At 70.6% G+C, this 21,273-nt stretch carries 18 protein-coding genes, 1 tRNA gene and 3 riboswitches; of the genes, 12 read left to right on the forward strand and 7 right to left on the reverse strand.

Going from position 1 to position 21,273, the window contains the following annotated elements; all coding sequences use genetic code 11:
- Nucleotides 1–80: 80 nt before the first annotated feature.
- Together G328_RS15915 and G328_RS0108655 are read right to left on the reverse strand one after the other, a co-directional pair.
- The gene (locus tag G328_RS15915; RefSeq protein ID WP_019618951.1) at nucleotides 81–1,118 is read right to left on the reverse strand and encodes a hypothetical protein; all 1,038 of its coding nucleotides are present in this window, start codon (nucleotides 1,116–1,118) and stop codon (nucleotides 81–83) included.
- A gap of 462 nt (nucleotides 1,119–1,580) precedes the next feature.
- On the reverse strand, nucleotides 1,581–2,207 hold the full coding sequence (locus tag G328_RS0108655) for a hypothetical protein (RefSeq protein ID WP_019618952.1): 627 nt from the start codon (nucleotides 2,205–2,207) through the stop codon (nucleotides 1,581–1,583).
- A 135-nt stretch (nucleotides 2,208–2,342) separates the two neighbouring features.
- On the opposite strand from G328_RS0108655, the gene G328_RS0108660 reads away from it, so the two are divergent.
- A complete protein-coding gene (locus G328_RS0108660; protein ID WP_019618953.1) occupies nucleotides 2,343–3,119 on the forward strand; it encodes a hypothetical protein in 777 nt (258 codons plus the stop codon).
- Nucleotides 3,120–3,136: 17 nt separating this feature from the next.
- Nucleotides 3,137–3,212: transfer RNA gene (locus G328_RS0108665), tRNA-Lys, on the forward strand.
- A gap of 321 nt (nucleotides 3,213–3,533) precedes the next feature.
- Here the strand turns inward: G328_RS0108665 and G328_RS0108670 are convergent.
- On the reverse strand, nucleotides 3,534–3,953 hold the full coding sequence (locus tag G328_RS0108670; RefSeq protein WP_019618954.1) for a hypothetical protein: 420 nt from the start codon (nucleotides 3,951–3,953) through the stop codon (nucleotides 3,534–3,536).
- A 340-nt stretch (nucleotides 3,954–4,293) separates the two neighbouring features.
- Between G328_RS0108670 and G328_RS0108675 the strand changes: the two genes are divergently transcribed.
- The 4 genes from G328_RS0108675 to G328_RS14910 all read left to right on the forward strand — a co-directional run bounded on the left by G328_RS0108675 (nucleotide 4,294) and on the right by G328_RS14910 (nucleotide 9,210).
- Nucleotides 4,294–5,082 carry a thioesterase family protein gene (locus G328_RS0108675; protein WP_019618955.1) on the forward strand — a complete coding sequence of 263 codons (789 nt, stop codon included), beginning with the start codon at nucleotides 4,294–4,296 and terminating at the stop codon, nucleotides 5,080–5,082.
- A gap of 206 nt (nucleotides 5,083–5,288) precedes the next feature.
- Nucleotides 5,289–6,527, forward strand: a complete 1,239-nt coding sequence (locus G328_RS0108680; protein WP_019618956.1) for a calcium:cation antiporter — start codon at nucleotides 5,289–5,291, stop codon at nucleotides 6,525–6,527.
- A gap of 571 nt (nucleotides 6,528–7,098) precedes the next feature.
- Nucleotides 7,099–7,962, forward strand: a complete 864-nt coding sequence (locus tag G328_RS0108685) for an NUDIX domain-containing protein (RefSeq protein WP_019618957.1) — start codon at nucleotides 7,099–7,101, stop codon at nucleotides 7,960–7,962.
- A 48-nt stretch (nucleotides 7,963–8,010) separates the two neighbouring features.
- Nucleotides 8,011–9,210, forward strand: coding sequence for a galactokinase (locus G328_RS14910; RefSeq protein ID WP_019618958.1), 1,200 nt, complete (start codon nucleotides 8,011–8,013; stop codon nucleotides 9,208–9,210).
- A gap of 145 nt (nucleotides 9,211–9,355) precedes the next feature.
- Here G328_RS14910 and G328_RS0108695 read toward each other — a convergent pair whose 3' ends face one another.
- Both G328_RS0108695 and glyA read right to left on the reverse strand, forming a co-directional pair.
- Complete coding sequence (locus G328_RS0108695) at nucleotides 9,356–10,234, reverse strand: bifunctional methylenetetrahydrofolate dehydrogenase/methenyltetrahydrofolate cyclohydrolase (RefSeq protein WP_019618959.1); 879 nt, start codon at nucleotides 10,232–10,234, stop codon at nucleotides 9,356–9,358.
- Nucleotides 10,231–11,505 (reverse strand): serine hydroxymethyltransferase, encoded by a 1,275-nt coding sequence (gene glyA / locus G328_RS0108700; RefSeq protein WP_019618960.1) that lies wholly within the window; start codon nucleotides 11,503–11,505, stop codon nucleotides 10,231–10,233. The genes G328_RS0108695 and glyA overlap by 4 nt, the downstream gene beginning before the upstream one ends.
- A gap of 43 nt (nucleotides 11,506–11,548) precedes the next feature.
- Nucleotides 11,549–11,630, reverse strand: a riboswitch (ZMP/ZTP riboswitch).
- Between the two features lie 535 nt (nucleotides 11,631–12,165).
- On the opposite strand from glyA, the gene G328_RS0108710 reads away from it, so the two are divergent.
- The 5 genes from G328_RS0108710 (at nucleotide 12,166) to G328_RS0108730 (ending at nucleotide 17,424) form a co-directional block, all read left to right on the forward strand.
- Nucleotides 12,166–12,573, forward strand: coding sequence for a hypothetical protein (locus tag G328_RS0108710; RefSeq protein WP_019618962.1), 408 nt, complete (start codon nucleotides 12,166–12,168; stop codon nucleotides 12,571–12,573).
- A gap of 351 nt (nucleotides 12,574–12,924) precedes the next feature.
- Nucleotides 12,925–13,019: riboswitch (TPP riboswitch) on the forward strand.
- Nucleotides 13,020–13,094: 75 nt separating this feature from the next.
- On the forward strand, nucleotides 13,095–14,165 hold the full coding sequence (thiM, locus tag G328_RS14915) for a hydroxyethylthiazole kinase (RefSeq protein WP_019618963.1): 1,071 nt from the start codon (nucleotides 13,095–13,097) through the stop codon (nucleotides 14,163–14,165).
- Nucleotides 14,162–14,911: a thiamine phosphate synthase gene (gene thiE, locus G328_RS0108720; protein ID WP_235619865.1), complete on the forward strand. Its 750-nt coding sequence runs from the start codon at nucleotides 14,162–14,164 to the stop codon at nucleotides 14,909–14,911. The genes thiM and thiE overlap by 4 nt, the downstream gene beginning before the upstream one ends.
- A 408-nt stretch (nucleotides 14,912–15,319) precedes the next feature.
- Entirely contained in the window at nucleotides 15,320–16,126 is an 807-nt protein-coding gene (locus G328_RS0108725; protein WP_019618965.1) for a 3-oxoacyl-ACP reductase, read from the forward strand.
- Nucleotides 16,126–17,424, forward strand: coding sequence for an LLM class flavin-dependent oxidoreductase (locus G328_RS0108730; RefSeq protein ID WP_019618966.1), 1,299 nt, complete (start codon nucleotides 16,126–16,128; stop codon nucleotides 17,422–17,424). Before G328_RS0108725 ends, G328_RS0108730 begins: the two co-directional genes overlap by 1 nt.
- Nucleotides 17,425–18,057: 633 nt before the next feature.
- On the opposite strand, the gene thiD is transcribed toward G328_RS0108730, so the two are convergent.
- A complete protein-coding gene (gene thiD / locus G328_RS0108735) occupies nucleotides 18,058–18,909 on the reverse strand; it encodes a bifunctional hydroxymethylpyrimidine kinase/phosphomethylpyrimidine kinase (RefSeq protein ID WP_026339769.1) in 852 nt (283 codons plus the stop codon).
- A 62-nt stretch (nucleotides 18,910–18,971) separates the two neighbouring features.
- Nucleotides 18,972–19,064: riboswitch (TPP riboswitch) on the reverse strand.
- A 6-nt stretch (nucleotides 19,065–19,070) separates the two neighbouring features.
- Nucleotides 19,071–20,327, reverse strand: a complete 1,257-nt coding sequence (locus G328_RS14920; RefSeq protein ID WP_019618968.1) for an MFS transporter — start codon at nucleotides 20,325–20,327, stop codon at nucleotides 19,071–19,073.
- A 22-nt stretch (nucleotides 20,328–20,349) separates the two neighbouring features.
- Between G328_RS14920 and G328_RS0108745 the strand changes: the two genes are divergently transcribed.
- A complete protein-coding gene (locus G328_RS0108745; RefSeq protein WP_019618969.1) occupies nucleotides 20,350–21,234 on the forward strand; it encodes a formyltetrahydrofolate deformylase in 885 nt (294 codons plus the stop codon).
- Nucleotides 21,235–21,273 lie beyond the last annotated feature (39 nt).

Consider the following 21,273-nt stretch of genomic DNA (forward strand, 5'->3'; position numbering starts at 1 on the left):
AGGCACCGCCCGGCTCCCTCACCCATCCGCTAACTGACGGCAATTTGCGCGGTTTCGGGCCGAAATGCTGCAAGTTGCCGTCAGTTGGTGGGGTGTCGAAGGGTACGGATGCGGCGGTCGAGCTGGCGGCGGATGTCCGCCACGAGCTCCAGGCCCGCGTCGCGCATCGCCTCGACCGTTACGCTCACGTACTCGTATTCGTTGGCGCGGAGACGGCGCTCGCGCTCAAGGTCATTGCGGAACGTCGTGCTGCTGGTCCGGTGCCCGTCGCCCTCGTACTCGATCACGAGCCGCTCCTCGCGATACAGCAGGTCGACCTCGGCGAGGCGCTCCCCCGCCCGACCGCGCAGCTCGACGTTGACCTCGGGCTCCGGCAACCCGCCGTCGACGAGCAGCAGGCGCAGCCGGGTCTCCATCGGCGACGCGACCCGTGGCCGCGCCCGTTCGGCGGCGGCGCGCGCAACTCGAATGCCCCGCAGCGGCCCGAGGTCTTCGAGCATCCGCTCGACCTCGTAGCGGGTAGTAACCGGCCGGTCGAGTAGCTGCAGGCCCGGATAGTGCGCCTTGTCGGTGAGCAAGGCGTCGAGCATGACGACGGCGTCGGTCAGCGAGAGTTCGCGACAGCACGCGACGAAGGTCGCGAGCGGCGAGAGCACCGGCAGCCCCTCGAACGTCGTCGTGGGGAGGAGGGATGCGTCAATCCTGTGGCCCCGCACATCGCGGGCGATCGGCTGCGAGCGGCCCGCTGGAACGGCGACGTGGAGCGGCTGCGGGGCCGCTGGTTTGACCAGTTCTGTGTCAGTGGATTCCTCGGTGGAGTCATAGTGTTGCTCGGGCTGCTGGTCGGTGGCCGGCTTCGCCTTCAGCTCGGGATGCGGGAGTCCATAGATTCGCGCCGCCGTCGCACCGCAGAATGCCGCGCCTTCGGGCATCCGTGCCGCGTACTCGCGCAGGTCGCGGAGTCGATCGGTGCTTGGGCCCGGCAGCACCCGCACGCCGTATCGCGGTGCCGAGAATCGGCGGCTTCGGAGTTGTTGCAGCGAGAGTCCGGCGTCCGTGCCCGAGGCGAGCGAGAACGGGTCTCGCGAAATGGCTGCGGGGAGGTCGTCTGCATTCATGCGGGCAACGTAGCCGGGGTCGACGGGAGCCCGCCGCCGTTGTCCACAGGCGCATCCGTCTCTTCCGCTGCCTGACGGCAATTTGCGGGATTGCCGGCGAAAACGTTGCGGATTGCCGTCAGGCAGCGGAAGCGGGCGGATGGGCGTGGGCGCCAGGGCGACCGGCAGGCAAGGCAAGGCAGACACGGCAGGCAGGGCGCAGGGCGGCGCTGCGAGGAAGGCTGCCGGAAACGAAAAAGTGCCGGACCGCAGAACGCCTCTCGGCGGAAGGCCGCTCGAAGCGGCAAAAATTGGAGCCCGGGGTTACTGCGGCCCGGCGACCACAAGTTTACGGCCGCACGTCGACGTCGCAACCCGTGTTCGCCACTCGCGAGCGCGGGAATGAATCACCCCGCGAACGCGCTGAATTTGGTACGGAAACGCGGCGCCGACTCGAGCTCGCCAGCGACGCAGGCCGCCCGCCTACTCGAGCTGCCCCGCACACCAGAGCTTCGCACTCGCCGAAAGATCGCGGGCAAAGTCGAGGTACCGCGCGCCACGGCGCAGGGCGGCGGATGCGCGCGCCGGGTTGATGTGCTCGTCCGATTCGGCGATCGAGGCGGCTCCCTGCGACATGACGGCGCAGAAGGCGGCCGCGCGGTCGAGCGCATCCGCGAAGTCACCGGTGAACGCGCCGCGCAGAATCTGCTCGATGAGCGTCAACAGTTCGTCGGGCCCGGTCGGCTCGACGGCGCCCGCGACGACGCGGGAGATCGACACGTCGACCTCGACCCCGCGGCGGTAGAGGTAGCTCGAGGTGGTCGGGTCTTGCGTCACGGCGGCGTGCACGAGGTACAGCCGCCACAGGGAGCCCGGCAGGCTGTGGGCCGCGGCCGGCGCCCAGAGCTGCACCAGATCATCCAGCCCGTTGCTGTTCGCGTACGACACGGTGCGCTCGACGACGTCGGGATCGTCGCTCGTGCGCACGCCGTTGAGCAGCGCATGCGCGGTGTCGTGCGCCACGCGGTTCACCGCAGCGGGATCGGGAGCGCCCTCAAACGTGTCGAACGCGCTGATCGGCATTCGCACGGGTCGGTGAAAGCGGTCCACGTGGCTCCCTTCGGGTGACGGCTGAGCTGACAACGCCCTCTAGTCTCTCGCGTTCACGGCGCCGACGCGAGCGGATGCGCCCACCGCGAACCGCGCGCGGCCGCCGCGTGGGCGCGCACGATTACAGTTGTCGGCATGGCACTTCGCTCTTCCTCCCCCGCCGCCGCGAGCACCCCCGAGGCGGCCGACGAGTCGCTCGGCCAGTCGCAAAGCCAGCGTGTGCGGCCGGATACGCCCGAGAAGCGCTGGTCCGCGCTCATCGCGGCGGCGCTCATTGTGGTGTCGATGTTCCTGCCGTGGTGGCTGACGACGTATCCGATTCGCAACGACGCCGACTTCCTCACGGGCTGGCAGCTGCTCGGCCTCGGGCTCGGGTTCGGTGACTGGGCGTCGCAGACGAACTTCTCGGCGTTCGGCAACGTGCTCTGGGGCGTCGTGCCGACCGTCGCGGGGCTGCTGCTCGCGGTGCTGCTCGTCGTGCGTGCGACGCGGCCCCGGGCGATTCCGGCGCCGAACATCGCGCTGTGGGCGGTCTTCTCGCTGCTGTGCCAGCTCTGGCTCGTCGCGCTCGGATGGGCGCGCCTCAACGCGAGCTTCGGCGAGTTCCCGACGCTGTGGGGCATGCTGCCCTCGACGATGGCGGCCGTCTACTCGGCGGTGACGCTCATGAACTGGTGGCGCCGAGGCGAGAAAGGCCTGTGGCCCGCGCGTGGCCGCCGCCGGGCCGCCGCGAGCGACGCCGAAATGGATTCCCTGTTCGGCATCGACAGCAGCGAGGCGGATACGGTGGCTCGCGACAAGCCCCTGGTGGTCGACGACGAGGTGGTCGCCGACGCTGGTGCCGCCGACGAGACCACCGACGACGCGTCCGCCAACGAGTCCGCCGCAAGCGACGATTCGCGCCGCGAGTAGCCGCTAGACTTTCGGGCGGGCCTATAGCTCAGTTGGCAGAGCAGTGGACTTTTAATCCATGGGTCGCGGGTTCGAGCCCCGCTGGGCCCACCAATGAGGAGGAGCGGTGGCGAAGAACCCGCCGGGGTCCCCGCTCGCCGGAGGCTCCACGCGCGGCACCCACGCACCCGCGTGACGTACCCCGAAACCCGCCGCGCGTGGAGTGGCGAGTGGGGCGTCGAGCCCCGCCGGGCTACTCCTCATTTGTCGGCCTAACAGTGGCGAAGAACCCGCTAGGGTCCCCGCGCGTATCCCACCCCGCGTATCCGCCCCGCGCATCCGCAACTGGCGCTGCTGCGTCAGCCGGACCAGGGCGAAACTGCCTCGACGATCGCGCACGCGTCGAGCGCGACCCGACCCCGCGCATCCGCCCCCTCACGTCGTCGCGAGGTCGCGGCGCCGAAAACCCGCAAACCCGACGACCACGAACACGACGGTCACGAGGCTCACCCAGGCGAGCCCCGACCAGTCGGCGCCGGCCTCGGCGACGTTCGGGATGTGCCAGAACGGGCTGATAGCGAGCACCCAGTCCCAGAGTTTGAAGGTTGGGCCGAGCAGCGTCAGGCCGAACGCGGCGACGACGCCCACCAACGCGGCAAGCGGCACCTGCGGCCGAGCGCCGACGACCGCGACCGACACCGCGGTGATCATCCACACGGCCGGGATCGTCACGACGGCCTGCAGCACCGCGTCGCCGAACGCCACGCCAATGTCGGTGCTCGAGGCGAGGGCCGCGATCAGCACCCCCGCGACGGCGTCGGCGCTGCCAACGACAAGCGGCGCCGCCAGCGACAAGTGGCGCCGTCCTGACAGCGCCAGTTGTTCGCACCGGCGCCAGTCGGTGCGCGCAGCGGCACGGATACGCACAACGCGGCACCAGCGCAGCGGCACGACCGCTGGTCACCCGGCACACATCGATTTGCGGGGCCGTCGCCGCGCCGCAACAATCGCACGAGGGCGCGCACGCCGAGCGCTGCAGAGCCGAGCCTCGCAACGCCGAGCGCGGCCCCGCCCAGCGCATCCGAGCCCAGCCCATCCGAGCCCAGCCCATCCGAGCCCAGCCCATCCGGAGCGAGCAACCCCAGCCCCGCCGAGCACGCCCCACCAACCCGACCCCAGAGGGAGACCACCCACGATGACCGCCGCAACGTCGTACTTCGTGCGCGAGGGCGCCACCCGATTCCGCGCGACCGAGCACGTCGGCGGCGGTTGGAATCCGCGCGAGCAGCACATCGCGCCGGTGATCGGCCTGCTCGCGCACGTCATCGAGACCGACCACCGCGAGCGCCGCGGCGCCGACACGCTCCCCCTCACCCGCATGTCGTGCGACATTCTCGGCGTGATCCCGATCGACGCGGTCGACGTGCAGGTCACGGTGCTGCGCCCCGGCCGCACGATCGAGCTCATCGAAGCCCGCGTCGACCACGACGGCCGCACCGCCGCGATCGCCCGCGCCTGGTGCGCGCAGACGTTCGACACGGCCGACCGCGCGCTCTCGCCGCTGCCCGCGATCGCGCCGCCCGACGCGCATCCCGAGTGGGCGGCTGCCGACACCTGGCCCGGCGGCTTCATCGCGTCGCTCGAGGCGCGCCGCCTGCCGGCCGAGCGGGGCCGCGCATCCGCGTGGGTACGCACCGGCATCGACCTCATCGCCAACGAGCCCGTCAGCACAACGGCGCGCGTGCTCGGCCTCATCGACGTCGCGAACGGACTCACCGACCCGGCACCGATCGACGAGGTCGCGTTCCCGAACCTCGACCTCACGGCGCACCTGTTCCGCACCCCGGAACCCGGCTGGCTCGGCTTCGACACGACGGCGACGTTCGGGCCGACCGGCGCGGGCCTCACCCACAGCATCCTCCATGACGCCGCGGGGCCGTTCGGCGCGATGAACCAGATCCTCACGGTTCGGCCGATGTCGTAACGCCGGCGTAGCGGGGCGGATACGCGGGGGCACGACCGCGCGCCGCGACCCTGCCGTCGCATCCGGCCAGCGCATCCCTGCCACCGCGCCCTGCCACCGCGCAGAAAATTCGCTACATTGGAGGAGCGCGCGCACGCGTCGCGCGCCGGCCGGGACGACCCGACCGCACCACGCCTCCGGGGACGGCCTCGGCACGGAGTCACGCCATGCCACACGTCACCACCCGCGACACTCGCGCCACGACCACCCGCGAAGCCCGCATCGTCACGCGCACCGACCTCGCGCGCATCCTGCTCGGCTGGGGCGCGTTCGCCGCGCTCGCGCTCTCGGGCTCGCTGCTCGAGCCGCCCGTGCCGGCGCCGGTGCTCGTCGGCGCCCTCGCGGCGATCATCGCCGTCATTCTCGTGTGCGCCTTCGGCGTCGTGCAGCAGGCCGAGGCGCTCGCCCACCGGCTCGGCGATCCGTACGGTTCGCTCGTGCTCACGCTCTCGATCGTGCTCATCGAGGTGATCCTCATCTCGGCCGTCATGCTCGGACCGGGCGACCACGCGACGATCGCGCGCGACTCGGTCATGGCGGTGTCGATGATCATCCTCAACCTCGTGATCGGCGCCGCGCTGCTCGTCGGCGGGCTCCGCCACGGTGGACTCCGCCACAACCCCAACGGCACCTCGACGTACCTCGCGATGCTCGTCACGCTCACGGCGCTCGCGTTCGCGCTGCCCGCGCTCATCGGCGACGGCGGCGCGTATCGCAGCGGACAAGGGCTATTCATCGTCGTGCTCACCGTCGCGCTTTACGGCTTCTTTCTCGCGCGGCAGCTCGGCGCGCAGGCGGGTGACTTCCGCGAGGTCGCGGGCGACGCGGCGAAACTGGCACCGCGCAAGCCTGCGGGGGAAGCTGCAACGCAGCCACCACACGACGCCGCGACGAGCGAGCACCCGGATACGCACCCCGCCCGGGCGGACATCCGCGAGACCCTGCGCATCCACCGCCGCGAGGTGCTGACCCGGCTCGTGCTGCTCGTCGTCACGGTGCTCCCGATCGTGCTGCTCTCGCACGACCTCGCGACGCTGCTCGATGACGGGCTCGACCGGCTCGGCGCGCCCGTCGCGCTCTCGGGCATCCTCATCGCGATGATCGTGTTTCTGCCAGAGTCGATCACGACGATTCGGGCCGCGCTCGCCGGCGAGGGGCAGCGCGTGAGCAACCTCTGCCACGGCGCGCTCGTGTCGACGGTGGGCCTCACGATTCCGGCGGTGCTCGTGATCGGCACGCTCACCGGACAAACCGTCGTGCTCGCCGAGACGCCCGCGAACCTGCTGCTGCTCGGGGGCTCGCTGCTGCTGTCGGTCGCGACCTTCGCGGCGAAGCGGGTGACCGCGACGCACGGCGCGATCCACCTCGTCGTGTTCGCGGTGTACGCCCTCGTCGTCATGAGCTGACGCGCTCGGCACGCCCCGCGACACCCGCGCCTCCCCCGCGCCATCCGCGACACCCGCCTCACGCCATCCGCTTCTCCCGCCGACTGACGGCAATTCGCGGCATTTCCAACCGAAAAGCTGCAAATTGCCGTCAGTTAGCGGAGGTGGGTGCAGTCGACGAGGCGTTGGCGGCGATCGGGATGCGCAGTCGAGGATGCGGGGGCGGTCAGGATGCGCGGACGAGCGAGGCCAACTCGGCTTCGCCCCGACGACCACGCGACCACGCGACCACGGGACCACGCGACCACGCGAGAGTACTGCCCGAACGCATCCGCCTCTCCCGCCGACTGACGGCAACTCGCGGCTTTTCCAACCGAAAAGCTGCAAATTGCCGTCAGTCAGCGAAAGTGGCGAGCGCGGGATGCGCGGATGGGCAAGAAGCAGGTCGGTCGAGGGCCAGGGCGCAAACGCACTGAGTCGAGGCACAAACTGTCGCGGATGTCCCGACTCATCACATGAGCCTGGGCGCGCGGCATGACCTCGCGAGTCGGCCGAGGGGCGCCGCCCCAGGCCCGGCTCGTAGACTTCGCGCGTGAGCAACTCAGGCGACGGCTGGGCGACCGGGCCCGACGGTACCCGGATGTGGGGCCTCTACGGCGCCGCCGGTCTGCTCGCGCACGACCCCGACCGGGGGATCCTGCTGCAGCACCGCGCTGCGTGGAGCCACCACGGCAACACATGGGGAATTCCGGGCGGCGCCCGCGATCGCGACGAGACGACGGTCGAGGCCGCGCTGCGCGAGTCATTCGAAGAGGCCGCCGTGCCCGGCGACGCCCTGCGGCTGCGCTTCTCGATCGTGCGCAGCCTCGACTTCTGGAGCTACTCGACCGTCGTCGCCGACGTTGCCCGTCCGTTCGAGGCGCGGATGAACGACGCCGAATCGCACCAGCTCGCGTGGGTTGCGGTCGACGAGGTCGAACGGCTCGACCTCCACCCGGGCTTCGGCCGCGCCTGGCCGGGCCTGCGCCGACTGCTCGCGACCCGCACTGAACTCGTCGTCGACGTCGCGAACCTCATGGGCTCGCGGCCCGACGGTTGGTGGCGTGACCGCGCGGGTGCCGCCGAGCGGCTCATTCGCGACCTCTCCCCCGTGCGCGACCGTGGCTGCGCCGCCGAGCTGTTCGGTGTCGACGCCGAGTGGGCCTGGCCACGCGTGACGTTCGTGCTCGAAGGCGCCGCCCGCGCGGCCGACGCGACCGACGCGCATCCCGACGTGCGCATCCTTCGCGCGGCTGGCAGCGGCGACGACGCGATCGTCGACGCGGTGCAGTCGGACACGGCCACACTCGTCGTCACGAGCGACCGCGAGCTGCGCGCCCGCGTCGAGGCGAAGGGGGCGCGCACGATCGGCTCGGGCACATTCGCGTCTGCGGTCGGATTCAGCAAGTCATCGTAGAGTCGAGGTGCCGCAGGCATGCCCTGATCCCGAGCCCCAGGAAGATTGATGATTCGAGACACGAGCCGACTCGTCGCCGAACAGTTCACCGCAGCGTTCGGGGCACCGCCCGAAGGCGTTTGGTCGGCTCCCGGTCGTGTGAGCCTCATGGGCGATCACACCGACATCGAAGACGGGCTCACCCTCTCGCACGCGACGGAGCGGCGATCGGCGGCCGCGGTGTCGCGCCGCAGTGACGGCACGATCCGGGTGCGCACCGACCTCGCCGGCGACGTCATCGAGACCTCGCTCGAGGCCCTCGTGCCGCCCGCCGACCACAACTGGTACGACTATCCGCTCGGCGTCGTCTGGGCCGCACTCGAGCACATCGCGCTGTTCAACGGCGAGCTCGTCGAGGGCGACGAAACCGCGCCCCTCACGCCGACCGGACTCGACATTTTTCTCACGACCGACCTGCCGATCGGCGGCGGCCTCGCCTCGAGCGCGTCGATCTGCGCCGCCGTGTCGCTCGCGCTGAACGACCTCTGGGAGTTCGGCCTCGAGCCCGAGCGGCTCGCCCGGCTCGGCTACCGCGTCGAGAACGCCTACGTCGGCGCGTCCGCGGGCCTGGCCGATCACATCGCGTGCCTTACCGCGGCCGCGGGCAAGGACGTCTTCTACGACGCCCGCGGCAACGACGTCACCCTGCTCGACGCGCCGCCGCTCGCGGAGCTCGGCCTCACGCAACTGCTCGTCAGCTCGGGCGAGCACCACCGCAACTGGGAGCGCATCGTCGCCGACCGGCACGAGTCGTGCGACCGCGTCGCGCGGGCCCTCGGCTACCAGTTCTTGCGCGAGGCGAAGCTCGAAGAGATCGAGCAGGCGCCCGGGCTCGACGATGTCGACCGGCGCCGGGCCGCCTACGTGAGCTCCGAGATTCAGCGCGTGCTCGACCTCGCGCGGGTGCTCCGCAGCGAGGGCGCCGCGCACACCGGGCCGCTGTTCACCGAGTCGCAGCGCGCGCTGCGCGACGACTTCGGCGCCTCGACGCAGCGCATCGACCTCATCACCGAGCTCGCGGCCGCGTCGGGCGCGCTCGGCGCCCGCATGACCGGCTCCGGATTCGGCGGCAGCGTGTTCGTGCTGATCCCGAGCGACCGCGTCGACGAGCTGCGGGCGAACCTCACCGAGGCGTTCCGCGAGTACGGCTGGGACGGCCTCGAAATCGTCGAGACCTCGTCGGCCGCCGGGCCCCGCCGCGACGCGTAACCCCGCGTATCCGCGGCCTTTTGCTTTGCAGTTGAGTGGTCTGAAGTTGCTGTTCTGAGCGCTCAGAACAGCAACTTCAGACCACTCAACTGCGGGGTTTTGCGGGGATACGCGCGCGGATGAGCGGGCGGATACGCGGGGCGGGCTAGGCCTGGCGCTCGGCGGTCTCGACGACGTTCGCGAGCAGGAGCGCGCGGGTCATCGGGCCGACGCCGCCGGGGTTCGGCGACAGGTAGCCCGCCACCTCGGCGACCGCCGGGTCGACGTCGCCGAGCACGCGCGACTTGCCGGTCTCGGGGTCGGTCACCCGCGAAACACCCACGTCGAGCACGGCCGCACCCGGCTGCACCCACTCGGGCTTCACGAGGTGCGCCGCGCCGGTCGCCGCGATGATCACGTCGGCGGTGCGGGCGATCGCCTCGATATCGCGCGTGCCGGTGTGCGTAAGCGTCACCGTCGCGTTGAGATCGCGCCGCGTGAGCAGCGCACCGATCGGGCGCCCAACCGTCACCCCGCGGCCAACGACCACGACGTGCTTGCCGTCGAGCGAGTATCCGTTTCGCTGCAGCAGCTCGACGCACCCGCGCGGGGTGCAGGGCAGCGGCGTCGTGATCTCTTCGCGCACGTTGAGCACGAGGCGGCCGAGATTCGTCGGGTGGAGTCCGTCGGCATCCTTGGCGGGGTCGATGCGCTCGATCAGCGCATCCTGGTCAAGGTGCTTCGGCAGCGGCAGCTGCAGGATGTACCCCGTGCAGGCCTGGTCGGCGTTGAGCGCGTCGAGCGCCGCGCCGACCTCCTCCTGCGTCGCGGTGGCGGGCAGCTCGACCTGAATCGACTCGATGCCGACCTCGGCGCAGTCGCGGTGCTTGCCCGCGACGTAGAGCTTCGACCCCGGGTCGTCGCCGACGAGCACTGTGCCGAGGCCCGGCACGATGCCGCGCTCGCGCAGCTTCGCGACCCGCTCGGCGAGCTCGGCCTTGATCTGCGCTGCCGCCTGCTTGCCGTCGAGGCGCACCGCGGTCACGCGTACACCAGGCCCGGGTAGAGCGGGAACTTGTCGGCGAGCGCCTTCGTGCGGGCACGCAGCGCCTCGATCTCGGGCTCGGGCTTGAGCGCCTGCGCGATCACGTCGGCAACCTCGCGGAACTCGTCGTCGCCGAAGCCGCGGGTCGCGAGCGCCGGCGTACCGATGCGCAGACCCGAGGTGACCATCGGCGGGCGCGGGTCGTCGGGCACCGAGTTGCGGTTCACCGTGATGCCGACCTCGTGCAGCAGGTCTTCGGCCTGCTGGCCGTCGATCGGGGCGTTGCGCAGGTCGACGAGCACGAGGTGCACGTCGGTGCCGCCGGTCGTGAGCGCAATGCCCGCGTCACGCACATCCTGCTCGGTGAGGCGCTCGGCGAGAATCTGGGCGCCGCGCACGGTGCGCGCCTGACGGTCCTTGAACTCGTCGGTCTGCGCGACCTTGAAGGCAACGGCCTTACCCGCGACGACGTGCATGAGCGGGCCGCCCTGCTGGCCGGGGAACACTGCCGAGTTGATCTTCTTGTTGATGTCGGCGTCGTTCGTGAGGATGAAGCCCGAGCGGGGGCCGCCGATGGTCTTGTGCACGGTCGACGACACGACGTGCGCGTGGGGCACCGGGTTCGGGTGCAGGCCCGCCGCGACGAGGCCCGCGAAGTGCGCCATGTCGACCCAGAGGTACGCGCCGACCTCGTCGGCGATCGCGCGGAACTCGGCGAAGTCGAGCTGACGCGGGTAGGCCGACCAGCCGGCGATGATCACCTTCGGCTTGTGCTCGACGGCGAGCTCGCGCACCTGCGCCATGTCGATGCGGCCCGTCTCGAAGTCGACGCCGTACGCGGCGACGTTGTAGAGGCGGCCCGAGAAGTTGATCTTCATGCCGTGCGTGAGGTGGCCACCGTGGTCGAGCGAGAGGCCAAGGATCGTGTCGCCCGGCTTCGCGAGGGCGTGCAGCACGGCCGCGTTCGCGCTCGCGCCCGAGTGGGGCTGCACGTTCGCGTACTCAGCGCCGAACAGCTCCTTCGCGCGGTCTCGGGCGAGGTTCTCGGCGACGTCGACGACCTCGCAGCCGCCGTAGTAGCGGCGGCCGGGGTAGCCCTCGGCGTACTTGTTCGTGAGCACGCTGCCGACCGCCTCGAGCACCGAGCGGGGCACGAAGTTCTCGCTCGCGATCATTTCGAGGGTGTTGCGCTGACGCTCGAGTTCATCGGCCAGCACCTGGCCGATCTCGGGGTCGACCTGCGACAGCGGGAGGTTTTGGTAATCGGACACTGGGACTCCTTCAGGATTCGCGGATTCGAATCGGTCGTTCGTGTCGGCGAGCCCAGGCGTGCGGCTCGTGCTCCGGTTGCCGCTCCCCGATGGTGACCCATCCGACGCCAGTCGCGACTCCGCCAGTCTAAACGGATGCGCGCCGGTGGATCCTGCGTGCGTCGCTGGATGTCGGTTGGCGGTTGTGCGTGATCGGCACCTCTCGCGAACTGACGGCAATTTGCGGGTTCTCGGCGCGATTTCGCGCGAATTGCCGTCAGTCAGCGGAGGTAGGTGAGTGGATGGGCGAGGTCGCGCATCCTTCGGCTCCCTTCTCTACGCGAACTGACGGCAAATTGCGGCTTTTCGCCGTGATTTCGCGCGAATTGCCGTCAGTTAGCGAAGGTGCGGAGGCGGATGAGGCGGGCGAGCGAGGTGGATGGGCAGGTCCAGACGGGCGGCTGGGGCCAGGCGGATAGCCACGGCGCGACCAACGCGAGTTTGCGCATCCATCGCTGCCCCTCCTTCGCCGACTGACGGCAAATTGCGGCTTTTCGGCGCGATTTAGCGCGAACTGCCGTCAATCAGCGGAGGTGGTGGCGGATGCGCGGGCGTGGGGGTCGGGGTCAGCACCGGCGGGGAGGGGTAGTGGTGCCGCGCGGGCACGGATACGCTCGGCGGGTGACTCCTCTTCGCATCGGCAGCATTTTCTGGGCGATTTCGGTCGTCGCCGGCATGGTCTGGTTCGCGATCGAGATGGGGAGTCCGCTGCTCTACTTCGCGTTCTCGCCCGCATTCCTCGTCGTGGGGTTTGTCGCCGCAGTGCTGTTCACGGTGATCTACTGGGCCGGGCTGCGGTGGTTCCCGCGCGTCGTCGCGATCTGGCTGCCGGCAATGCTCGTCTACGCGCTTGTGCTGCTCGCCGCCAACGGATTCTTCCTGCCCGCGGACCCGAATCCCACGTGGTTCGGCGAAAGCGTTGTGCTGAGCGCGATCCTCATCGGGATCCCCGCCGTCGCGAGCTCGACCATCCTGCAGGTGCGTGTCACCCGGGATCGTGCCCGCGCCGAAGCCCACGAAAACGCCTAACCCGGCTTCGCGCATCCTGCCCGGCCTGGCGTTCACTGCCCGCCTTCGCTTCCTCCGCCCTCGCATCCCACTTATCGCTGACTGACGGGAACTTGCAGGTTCTCGGCCCGAATCGTCGCAAATTGCCGTCAGTCGGCGGAGGTGGGGTGGCTACGAACGCTGCCGCCACCACATCGCTAACTGACGGGAACTTGCAGGAATTCGAGCCGAATCGTTGCGAATTGCCGTCAGTCGGCGCAGGCGGGGCGGATGGCCGGGCGGGCGGACCGGGACGACGGCACCGACGCAGCCCGGCACCGTCGCGGGGCGTCACGCGGCGCGCATCCGTGGAACCGGGTGCGTTAGGGTGGCCGCAGTGACACGGGGTGCCGAGCGATCGGCTGAGATCACACCCGTCGAACCTGATCCAGTTAGTACTGGCGAAGGGATCGTCCGAATCCTCGCCGAGTGCCGCTCGAAGCCCGACTTCGCGCGCGCTCGGGGCGGCGCCGCGGTGCCCTTCGCCGACGAAGGGAACACCGATGAGCCAACTCGCCGACCCGCAATCTCACGCCGCGCATCCCGACCACCAGCATCCCGGCCCCACGCACTCCGGCCAACAGCAGCCCGACTCCGCGAACCCAGAAGCCGCGCCCACCGCGGCGACTGTCGCCCGCGGACTCGCCTCGCTCCGCGCATCCGCCCCGCTCGTGCATTGCATCACGAACGGCGTCGTCATGAATTTCACGGCGAACGCACTGCTCGCGCTCGGCGCCGCGCCCGCGATGGTCGACATCGTCGGCGAGGCGGGCCTGTTCACGCGCGTCGCGAACGGGCTGCTCGTCAACCTCGGCACGCCGGCGCCCGAGCAGCGCGAGGCGATGCGCGAATCGGTCGCGGCAGCGAACGACGCGGGCACGCCGTGGGTGCTCGACCCGGTCGCGATCGGGTCGCTGCCGATTCGCACCGGACTCGCGCACGAGTTGGTGGCCGAGGGCCCGTCGGCCGTGCGCGGTAACCCCTCGGAGATTCTCGCCCTCGCGGGCACTGGCGCCGGCGGCCGGGGCGTCGAGTCGACCGACTCCGCCGCGAGCGCGCTCGGCGCCGCGGTCGCCCTCGCGCGCCGCTTCGACACGGTCATGGCGGTATCGGGTGCGGAAGACTGCATCACCGACGGCCGCCGCGTCGTCTGGGTCGAGGGCGGGGATGAGCTGCTCACGAAGGTCACCGGCGGCGGCTGCGCGCTCGGCGCGATCGTCGCCGCGTTCCTCGGTAGCCGCGGTGACGCCTCGGTGCTCGACGCCGTCGTCGCGGCCCACGCGGTCTACGCGGCTGCGGCCGAGCGAGCGGCGGCGGATGCGGCGGGTCCCGGATCATTCGCCGTCGCGCTCCTCGACGCGCTCGCGACGATTTCGCCCGCGGAGGTTGCGTCTTCGGCGCGGATTCGCGCCGAGTATGCAGGCGACGCGGGCAAGGATGCGGTGGTTGGCGACGCGGCCGATGCCATGGACGCGAGCGGTACGGCCAGCGGCGTGGACTCGAGCCGCGCCGCCGACGACCGGCCAGCCAACGACCCCGACCGCGTCGCAGAGCCCGCGGGCGGTGTGGCGTGAGCCGGCGTATCCAGGCCCCGTGGGCCGCGCGGGATCGCGCCGACGCCGTGCGCGGCATCTACCTCGTCACCGACCGCGAGCTCACCTGCGCCCGCGGCGTTGCCGCGACGGTCGAGGCCGCCATCGAGGGCGGCGTGCGAGTCGTGCAGTATCGCGAGAAGGTGCGATCGGCGGATGCGCAGCTGCGGGAGGTCACGTACCTCGCCGAGGTGATCGCCGGCCGCGCGACGCTGCTCATCAACGACCGCGTCGACGTCGCCCTCGCGGCCCGGCGGCTCGGCGTGCGCGTCGACGGCGTGCACCTCGGGCAGGGCGATGCCGGCGTCCTCGCCGCGCGCGAACAGCTCGGCGACGACGCGATCATCGGACTCACCGCGAACACCGACGACCACCTTGCCACGGTCGCGGCGCTGCCCGCGGGGACGGTCGACTACCTGGGCATTGGGGTGGTTCGTCCGACGTCGACGAAGCCCGACCATCCGCCCGCGCTCGGCATCGACGGGTTCACCCGCCTCGCCGCCGAGGCCGTTGTGCCGGCGGTTGCGATCGGTGGAATCCGGTTCGACGACGTGCCGCAGTTGCGCGACGCGGGTGCGGCCGGGGTCGCGGTCGTGTCGGCGATCTGCGCGGCTGCCGACCCCGAGCTCGCCGCCCGCGGGCTCACCGCCGCGTGGCGCGCATCCCCCGCCGCCGCTGCTGCGGCCTCCGCCACGGCTGCTGCCACCGCCCCAACCCCCGCCAACTGACGGCAATTCGCAACGTTCTGGGCGAAAACCCTGCAATTTGCCGTCAGACAGCAAAAGGGCAAGACCCACGGATGCGCCTCCCGCACCACCTTGGCTGGCCGCACCGCACCGCACCGCACCGGCGCACCCGCACCACCCCACACTCATCTCCGCGAACTGACGGCAATTTGCAACAGATCGGCGCGAAATCCCGCAAATTGCCGTCAGACAGCGAAGGGAAAGACCCACGGATGCGCCTCCCGCACCGCACGACCTTCCCGCACCACGCCGCAACTTACTTCCGCCAACTGACGGCAATTCGCAACAAAACCGGCCGAAAACCCGCAAATTGCCGTCAGGCAGCGAGACCCCACGACTACGACCACGACCACGACCACCAACCCAACCCACAACAAAGGAGCACCCCGCATGACCACCACTGAACCCATCACCGAACCGACCACCGCACCCGCCATCCCCCTCGCCGACCAGGTCGTCCTGATCACGGGCGGCGCCCGCGGACTCGGGCGCGCGCTCACGAAGGCGTTCCTGCGCGAGGGCGCCCGAGTCGTGATCAACTACCACCTCAGCCGCGACGCGGCCGAGGCGCTGGCCGCCGCGCATCCGGGCCGCTCCGTCGCCGTGCGCGCCGACGTGCGCGACCCCGACGAAGTCGCAGCGCTCGTCGCGGCCGCCGACGACGCGTTCGGCGCACCGCTCACGACCGTCGTGAACAACGCACTCGTCGACTTCTCGTTCGACGGCGACGCCCGCGCGAAGGCCGACGAGATCGACTTCGCCGCGTTCAACGGCCAGTTCACGGGCGCGGTGGGTGGCGCGCTCAACGTCATCCAGGCGGCGCTCCCCCACTTCGACCGCGCCGGGTCGGGCCGCGTCATCAACGTCGGCACGAACCTGTTCCAGTACCCGGTCGTCCCCTACCACGACTACACGGCCGCGAAGGCGGCGCTCCTCTCGCTCACGCGCACCTTCGCCGACGACCTCGGCCCGCGCGGCGTCACCGTGAACATGGTGAGCGGCGGCCTGCTGCGCACGACCGACGCGAGCGCCGCGACCCCCGCCGCCGTGTTCGACGCGATCGCCGAGGGCACGCCCCTGCGCTCGGTCACGACGCCCGAACAGTTCGCCGACGCGGCCGTGTTCTTCGCCTCGCCGTGGGCGCGGGCCGTGACGGGGCAGAACCTCGTGGTCGACGGCGGGCTGGTCAAGAACTGATGCCGGCGCGCATCCACTTCAACCTCTTCGCGTTCGCGGCCGGTCACCACACCGCCGCGTGGCGCGCCGACCCCACCGCCGCCGACCGCCTCGGCGACGTCACGTACTGGGAGGGGCTCGCCCGCACCGCCGAGCGCGGCTGCTTCGACGCGTTCTTCCTCGCCGACGGGCAGTCGATCGGCCTCGGCGGCGTCGCCCGCGGCCCGCGCTGGGTACTCGAACCGATCACGACGCTCACGGCGATCGCCCGCGCGACCGAGCGCATCGGACTCGTCGCGACGATGTCGAGCACGTTCTGGGATCCGTTCCACGCCGCCCGCCTCCTCGCGAGCCTCGACCACATTTCGGGCGGCCGCGCCGGCGTCAACGTCGTCACCTCGATGACCGACGACGAGGCGCGCAACCACTCCCTCACCGCACTGCCCGGCCACGCCGAGCGGTACGCGCGCGCCGACGAGTTCATTCGCGTGCTGAACGGCCTGTGGGATTCGTGGCCGCGCGACGCGATCGTGCGGGATACGCGGGGCGAGTACGTCGACGAGTCGCGACTGCGTCCGGTTGGGCATCTCGGCCCACACTTTCAGGTGGCGGGCCCGCTCAACGTTCCGGAGTCGCCGCAGGGCCGGCCCGTGCTGTTTCAGGCGGGTGCGTCGGGCCCGGGGCGCGACCTCGCGGCGCGCTACGCCGAGGGCATCTACGCCGTGGCGTGGGACCTCGAGCAGGCGCGCGACTACCGCACCGACGTGCGGGCGCGCGCCGCGAGCGCAGGCCGCGACCCCGACGGCATCGCGGTGATGCCCGGGCTCGTCACCTACGTCGGCTCGACCGAGCGCGAGGTGCGGGAGCGGCGCGAGGCCCTCGATTCGCTCGTGCCGGTGGCGGATGCGCTCGAGCAGCTCGCGTTCTTCGTCGGGCAGGACACCTCGGGCTGGGACCTCGACGCCCCCGTTCCGCAGCTGCCGCCGCTCGAGGAGTTCACGGGACCGAAGGGACGCTATGCGACCGTGCTGCGCATCATCGCGCAGCGGCAGCCGACGGTGCGCGAGCTGCTGTCGTCGCTCGCGGCCGGTGGCGGCCACGCGACGTTCGTGGGCACGCCCGAGCAAGTCGCCGACGAGATCGAGCGGTGGGTGGATGCGGGTGGCGCCGACGGCTTCAACCTCATGCCACCAGCGCTGCCGGGGAGTCTCGACGACTTCGTCGAGACGGTGGTGCCTGAACTGCAGCGGCGCGGTCGGATGCGGCGCGCGTACGAGGGCGCGACCCTACGCGACCACCTCGGCCTCCCGCGCCCCTAGCCGCGCCGTAGCCCGCGTATCCGCCCGCCTACCCGCCCGCGCATCCGCCCGCCTCTCCGCCCCGTATCCGCCCCCGCATCCGCCGCCTACCGCCTCCGCCGCCTGACGGCAATTCACAACGAACCGCGGCGAAAAGCCGCAAATTGCCGTCAGTCAGCGGATGGGCGGATAGGCCGAGGGGCTGATGGGCGGAGGCAGGCACTCTCGCTAGCTGACGGCAAATTGCGACAAATCAGGGCGAAGAGGCGCAAATTGCCGTCAGTTCGCGGAGAGATGGCAAGGATCCACGCTCACACGGATGCCCAAGCTCGCACGGACGCCCGCGCTCACGACCCAACCCACCTTCGCCGACTGACGGTAAATCGCGACAAATCCGGCGTAAAAGCCGCAAATTGCCGTCAGTCAGCGGATGGGCCGAGCTGCGGATGGGCGGGGCAGAGGGGAGGAGAGGCGCCGGCAGGCTTTCTCGCCGACTGACGGTAAATCGCGACAAATCCGGCGTAAAAGCCGCAAATTGCCGTCAGGCAGCGGATGGGCGGCGGAGGAAAGATCAGGCGGCGGCGGACAGAGAAGAGCCAGCGGCGGCGGAAGGAGAGGAGTGGCCGCCGCGACGCGAAGGGCGGATACGCGGGGTCACGCCCGCGCGAGGGCGTCAGCGGGCCAGAGCTCGTGGAAGTGGTGCACCGGACCGTGGCCGGCGCCGACGTCGAGGTCGTCGGCGTGGCGCAGCGCCCCCGTCAGGTACTCTTTCGCGGCACGGATGCTCGTGGGCACATCCGCTCGCGGCAGTCGCGCGGCGATCGCGGCCGACAGCGTGCATCCGGTCCCGTGCGTGTTCACCGTGTCGACGCGCGGCGCCGAGAACTCGAGCGGCTCGTCGTCGCCCTGCACGAGCAGGTCGCTGCTCGACTCGCCACCGAGGTGCCCGCCCTTCAGCAGCACCCATTCGCTCCCGAGCGATCGCAGCACCGGCAGCAGCTCGTGCATCTCGGCAAGGCTCCGAGGCTCCGACAACGCGCCACCCGCCCCACCCGCCCCGGCGCCACCAGCAAGCACAACCGCCTCCGGCAGGTTCGGCGTGATCACGGTCGCCCGCGGCACGAGCAGCTCACGAATCGCCGCGACGGTGTCGTCTTCGAGCAAGTGGTCGCCGCTCTTCGCGACCATGACGGGGTCGAGCACGACCGGCACCCCCGGCGCCGCGTCGAGCGCCCGCGCGATCGCCGCGACGATGTCGGCGTTCGCGACCATGCCGATCTTCACCGCATCCACCCGCACGTCGTCGAACACGGCGGCGAGCTGCTCGCCGACGAACGACGCGTCGAGCGCGACGAACCGCCGCACCCCCACCGTGTTCTGCGCGACGACGGCGGTGATGACGCTCATGCCGTAGGCCCCCTGCGCGGCAAACGCCTTGAGGTCGGCCTGAATACCGGCACCGCCGGTGGGGTCGGTGCCCGCGATCGACAGGACGTTCGGAATCATCGGTAGCCTCGGCTCTCCGCCCGCGCCGCGGAAGCGTGCGACGCCCGTGCGGGCCGACGCCAACGGCGCCATCGCGACATTCCTCCGCGAGTACGAACTCGTTCAGGTTCTCGGGTGTGATCTCAGCCCCTGGCGGGGCACCCCGTGTCTTTCAGCCCAGGCTACTTGACGGCGCGCCGCTGCCGGAAGTCCATCACCATAATGCCGACGAACGCGCAGCCGACGAGCGTGAGGAAGCTCGGCGCGACCGACCAGATCCCGTAGTCGTCGAGCAGCAGCCCGCCGATGAACGCACCGCCGCCGATGCCGAGGTTGAACCCCGACGTGTACAGCGCGCTAGAGAGGTCGCGGTGCTTGCGCGGCGCAACCACGAGCAGCCGCGACTGCAGCAGGGTCGGGAGGAACCCCATCCCGACACCCCAGAGCCCGAGTCCGACCACCACGAGCGGCAGCACCTGCGGCACGAACGCGAGCGCCCCGGCGCCGAGCAGCATGCAGCTGTAGGCGACCGCGAACCCGAGCGTTGACCGGTTCGAGAACAGCATGCCGGTACCGAACGTCGCGGCGGCCGCCATGATGCCGAACGCGAAGAGCGCGGCGGCGAGCCACTCGGCCGGCAGCTCGACGATGCCGAGCAGGAACGGCGAGATGTACGAGTAGAACGAGTAGTTGCCGGCCATCGTGATCGCGACGATGAGGATGAGCAGGGTCACGAGGTACATCGAGCGCTTCGGTCGCGGCACGCGCGGGCCGTCGAAACCGGTGCGCTCGGTGTCGCCGATCGCGCCGGGCGCCGGGACGACCTCGATCGCCGAGGTCTCGGGCGCCTCCTCGACCTGCTTCGGCAGCACGAACCAGAGCGTGGCAGCCACCATCAGGCAGATCACCGCCACGACGACAAAGGATGTGCGCCAGCCGAAGATCTGGCCGAGCAGGGTTCCGAGGGGCACGCCGAGCACGAACGCGAGCCCGCCGCCACCACCAGTGATCGACACCGCCTTCGTGAGCTGACTCGAGGTCACGAGCGACCCCGTGTACGAGGTCACGGTCGCCCAGAACACGCCGTGCGCGGCACCCGTAAAGATGCGCGAGATCACGACGAGCGAGTACGTCGGCGCGAGCGCCGTGCCGATCGTGCCGATCGCGAACGCCGTAAGCACGCCGACGAGCATGAGCCGCTTCGGCACGCGCTGCAGCAGGTAGACGATCGGCGTCGAGAGCAGCACGACGGTGAACGCGAAGATCGTCATGAGCAGGCCGATCTGCGACTCGCTCGCCCCGAGATCCTCCGACATGAATGGCATGAGCCCCGTCGGCAGCATCTCGACCGACACCGACAGGAATGTCGCCGCAGCGAGCATGATCAGCGGGATGAGCGGAAACGGGCGCTCCGGGGCGCGCGTCGAGGAATCTGGCACCCTCTGAGGCTACGCTGGTGCGGTGACCGACTCGTCTTCGAACCCAGCCGCATCCGCCCCGTCGACCCGCCTCGTGCTCACCCTCGTGTGCGACGACCAGCCGGGAATCGTGCACCAGCTCACGGGAGCGATCAAGCGCGGCGGCGGCAACATCACCGAGCTGCAGCAGTTCTCGTCGCTCGACACGGGCCGGTTCTTCCTGCGCTGTGAGGTCGCGACCGACCGCAGCCGCGAGGACTTCGAGGCCGAAATCGCCGAGGTGCGCGACGCGCTCGGCGCCGACGTCGAGCTCGACGTCGCGGGCCGCCCGCTGCGCACGCTGATTCTCGGGTCGAAGGCCGAGCACGCCGTGAACGACCTGCTGTTCCGCCAGCGCGCCGGCTACCTGCCGATTCGGGTGCCGCGCGTCATGGCGAACCACGAGGTGCTCGGCAAGCTCGCGGGCTTCTACGACGTGCCGTTCGAGTTCCGCCCCGTGCGCAACCCGCAAGAGAAGGCCGAGTTCGAGCGCCGCGTGCTCGAGGTGGTCGAGGCCGAAGACATCGAGCTCGTCGTGCTCGCCCGCTACATGCAGATCATCTCGCCCGAGCTCTGCGCGGCCCTCGAGGGTCGCCTCATCAACATCCACCACTCGTTCCTGCCCGGCTTCAAGGGCGCGAACCCGTACCGCCAGGCGCACGGCCGCGGCGTGAAGCTCGTGGGCGCGACGGCGCACTTCGTGACGACCGACCTCGACGAGGGGCCGATCATCGAGCAGAACGTGCGCCGCGTCGACCACGCGCACACGGTGGCGCAACTGCAGGCGATGGGCCAAGACGAGGAGTCGCGCACGCTCACGCAGGCCGTCAAGTGGTTTGCCGAGCACCGCATCCTGCTCGACGGGCACCGCACGATCGTCTTCGAGTAAGGCCGAGTAGGGGGCGGATACGCGGGCTCGCGCACCAGC

The sequence above is a fragment of the [Zimmermannella] faecalis ATCC 13722 genome (genome assembly GCF_000381765.1).
Classification (GTDB): domain Bacteria; phylum Actinomycetota; class Actinomycetes; order Actinomycetales; family Microbacteriaceae; genus Gulosibacter; species Gulosibacter faecalis.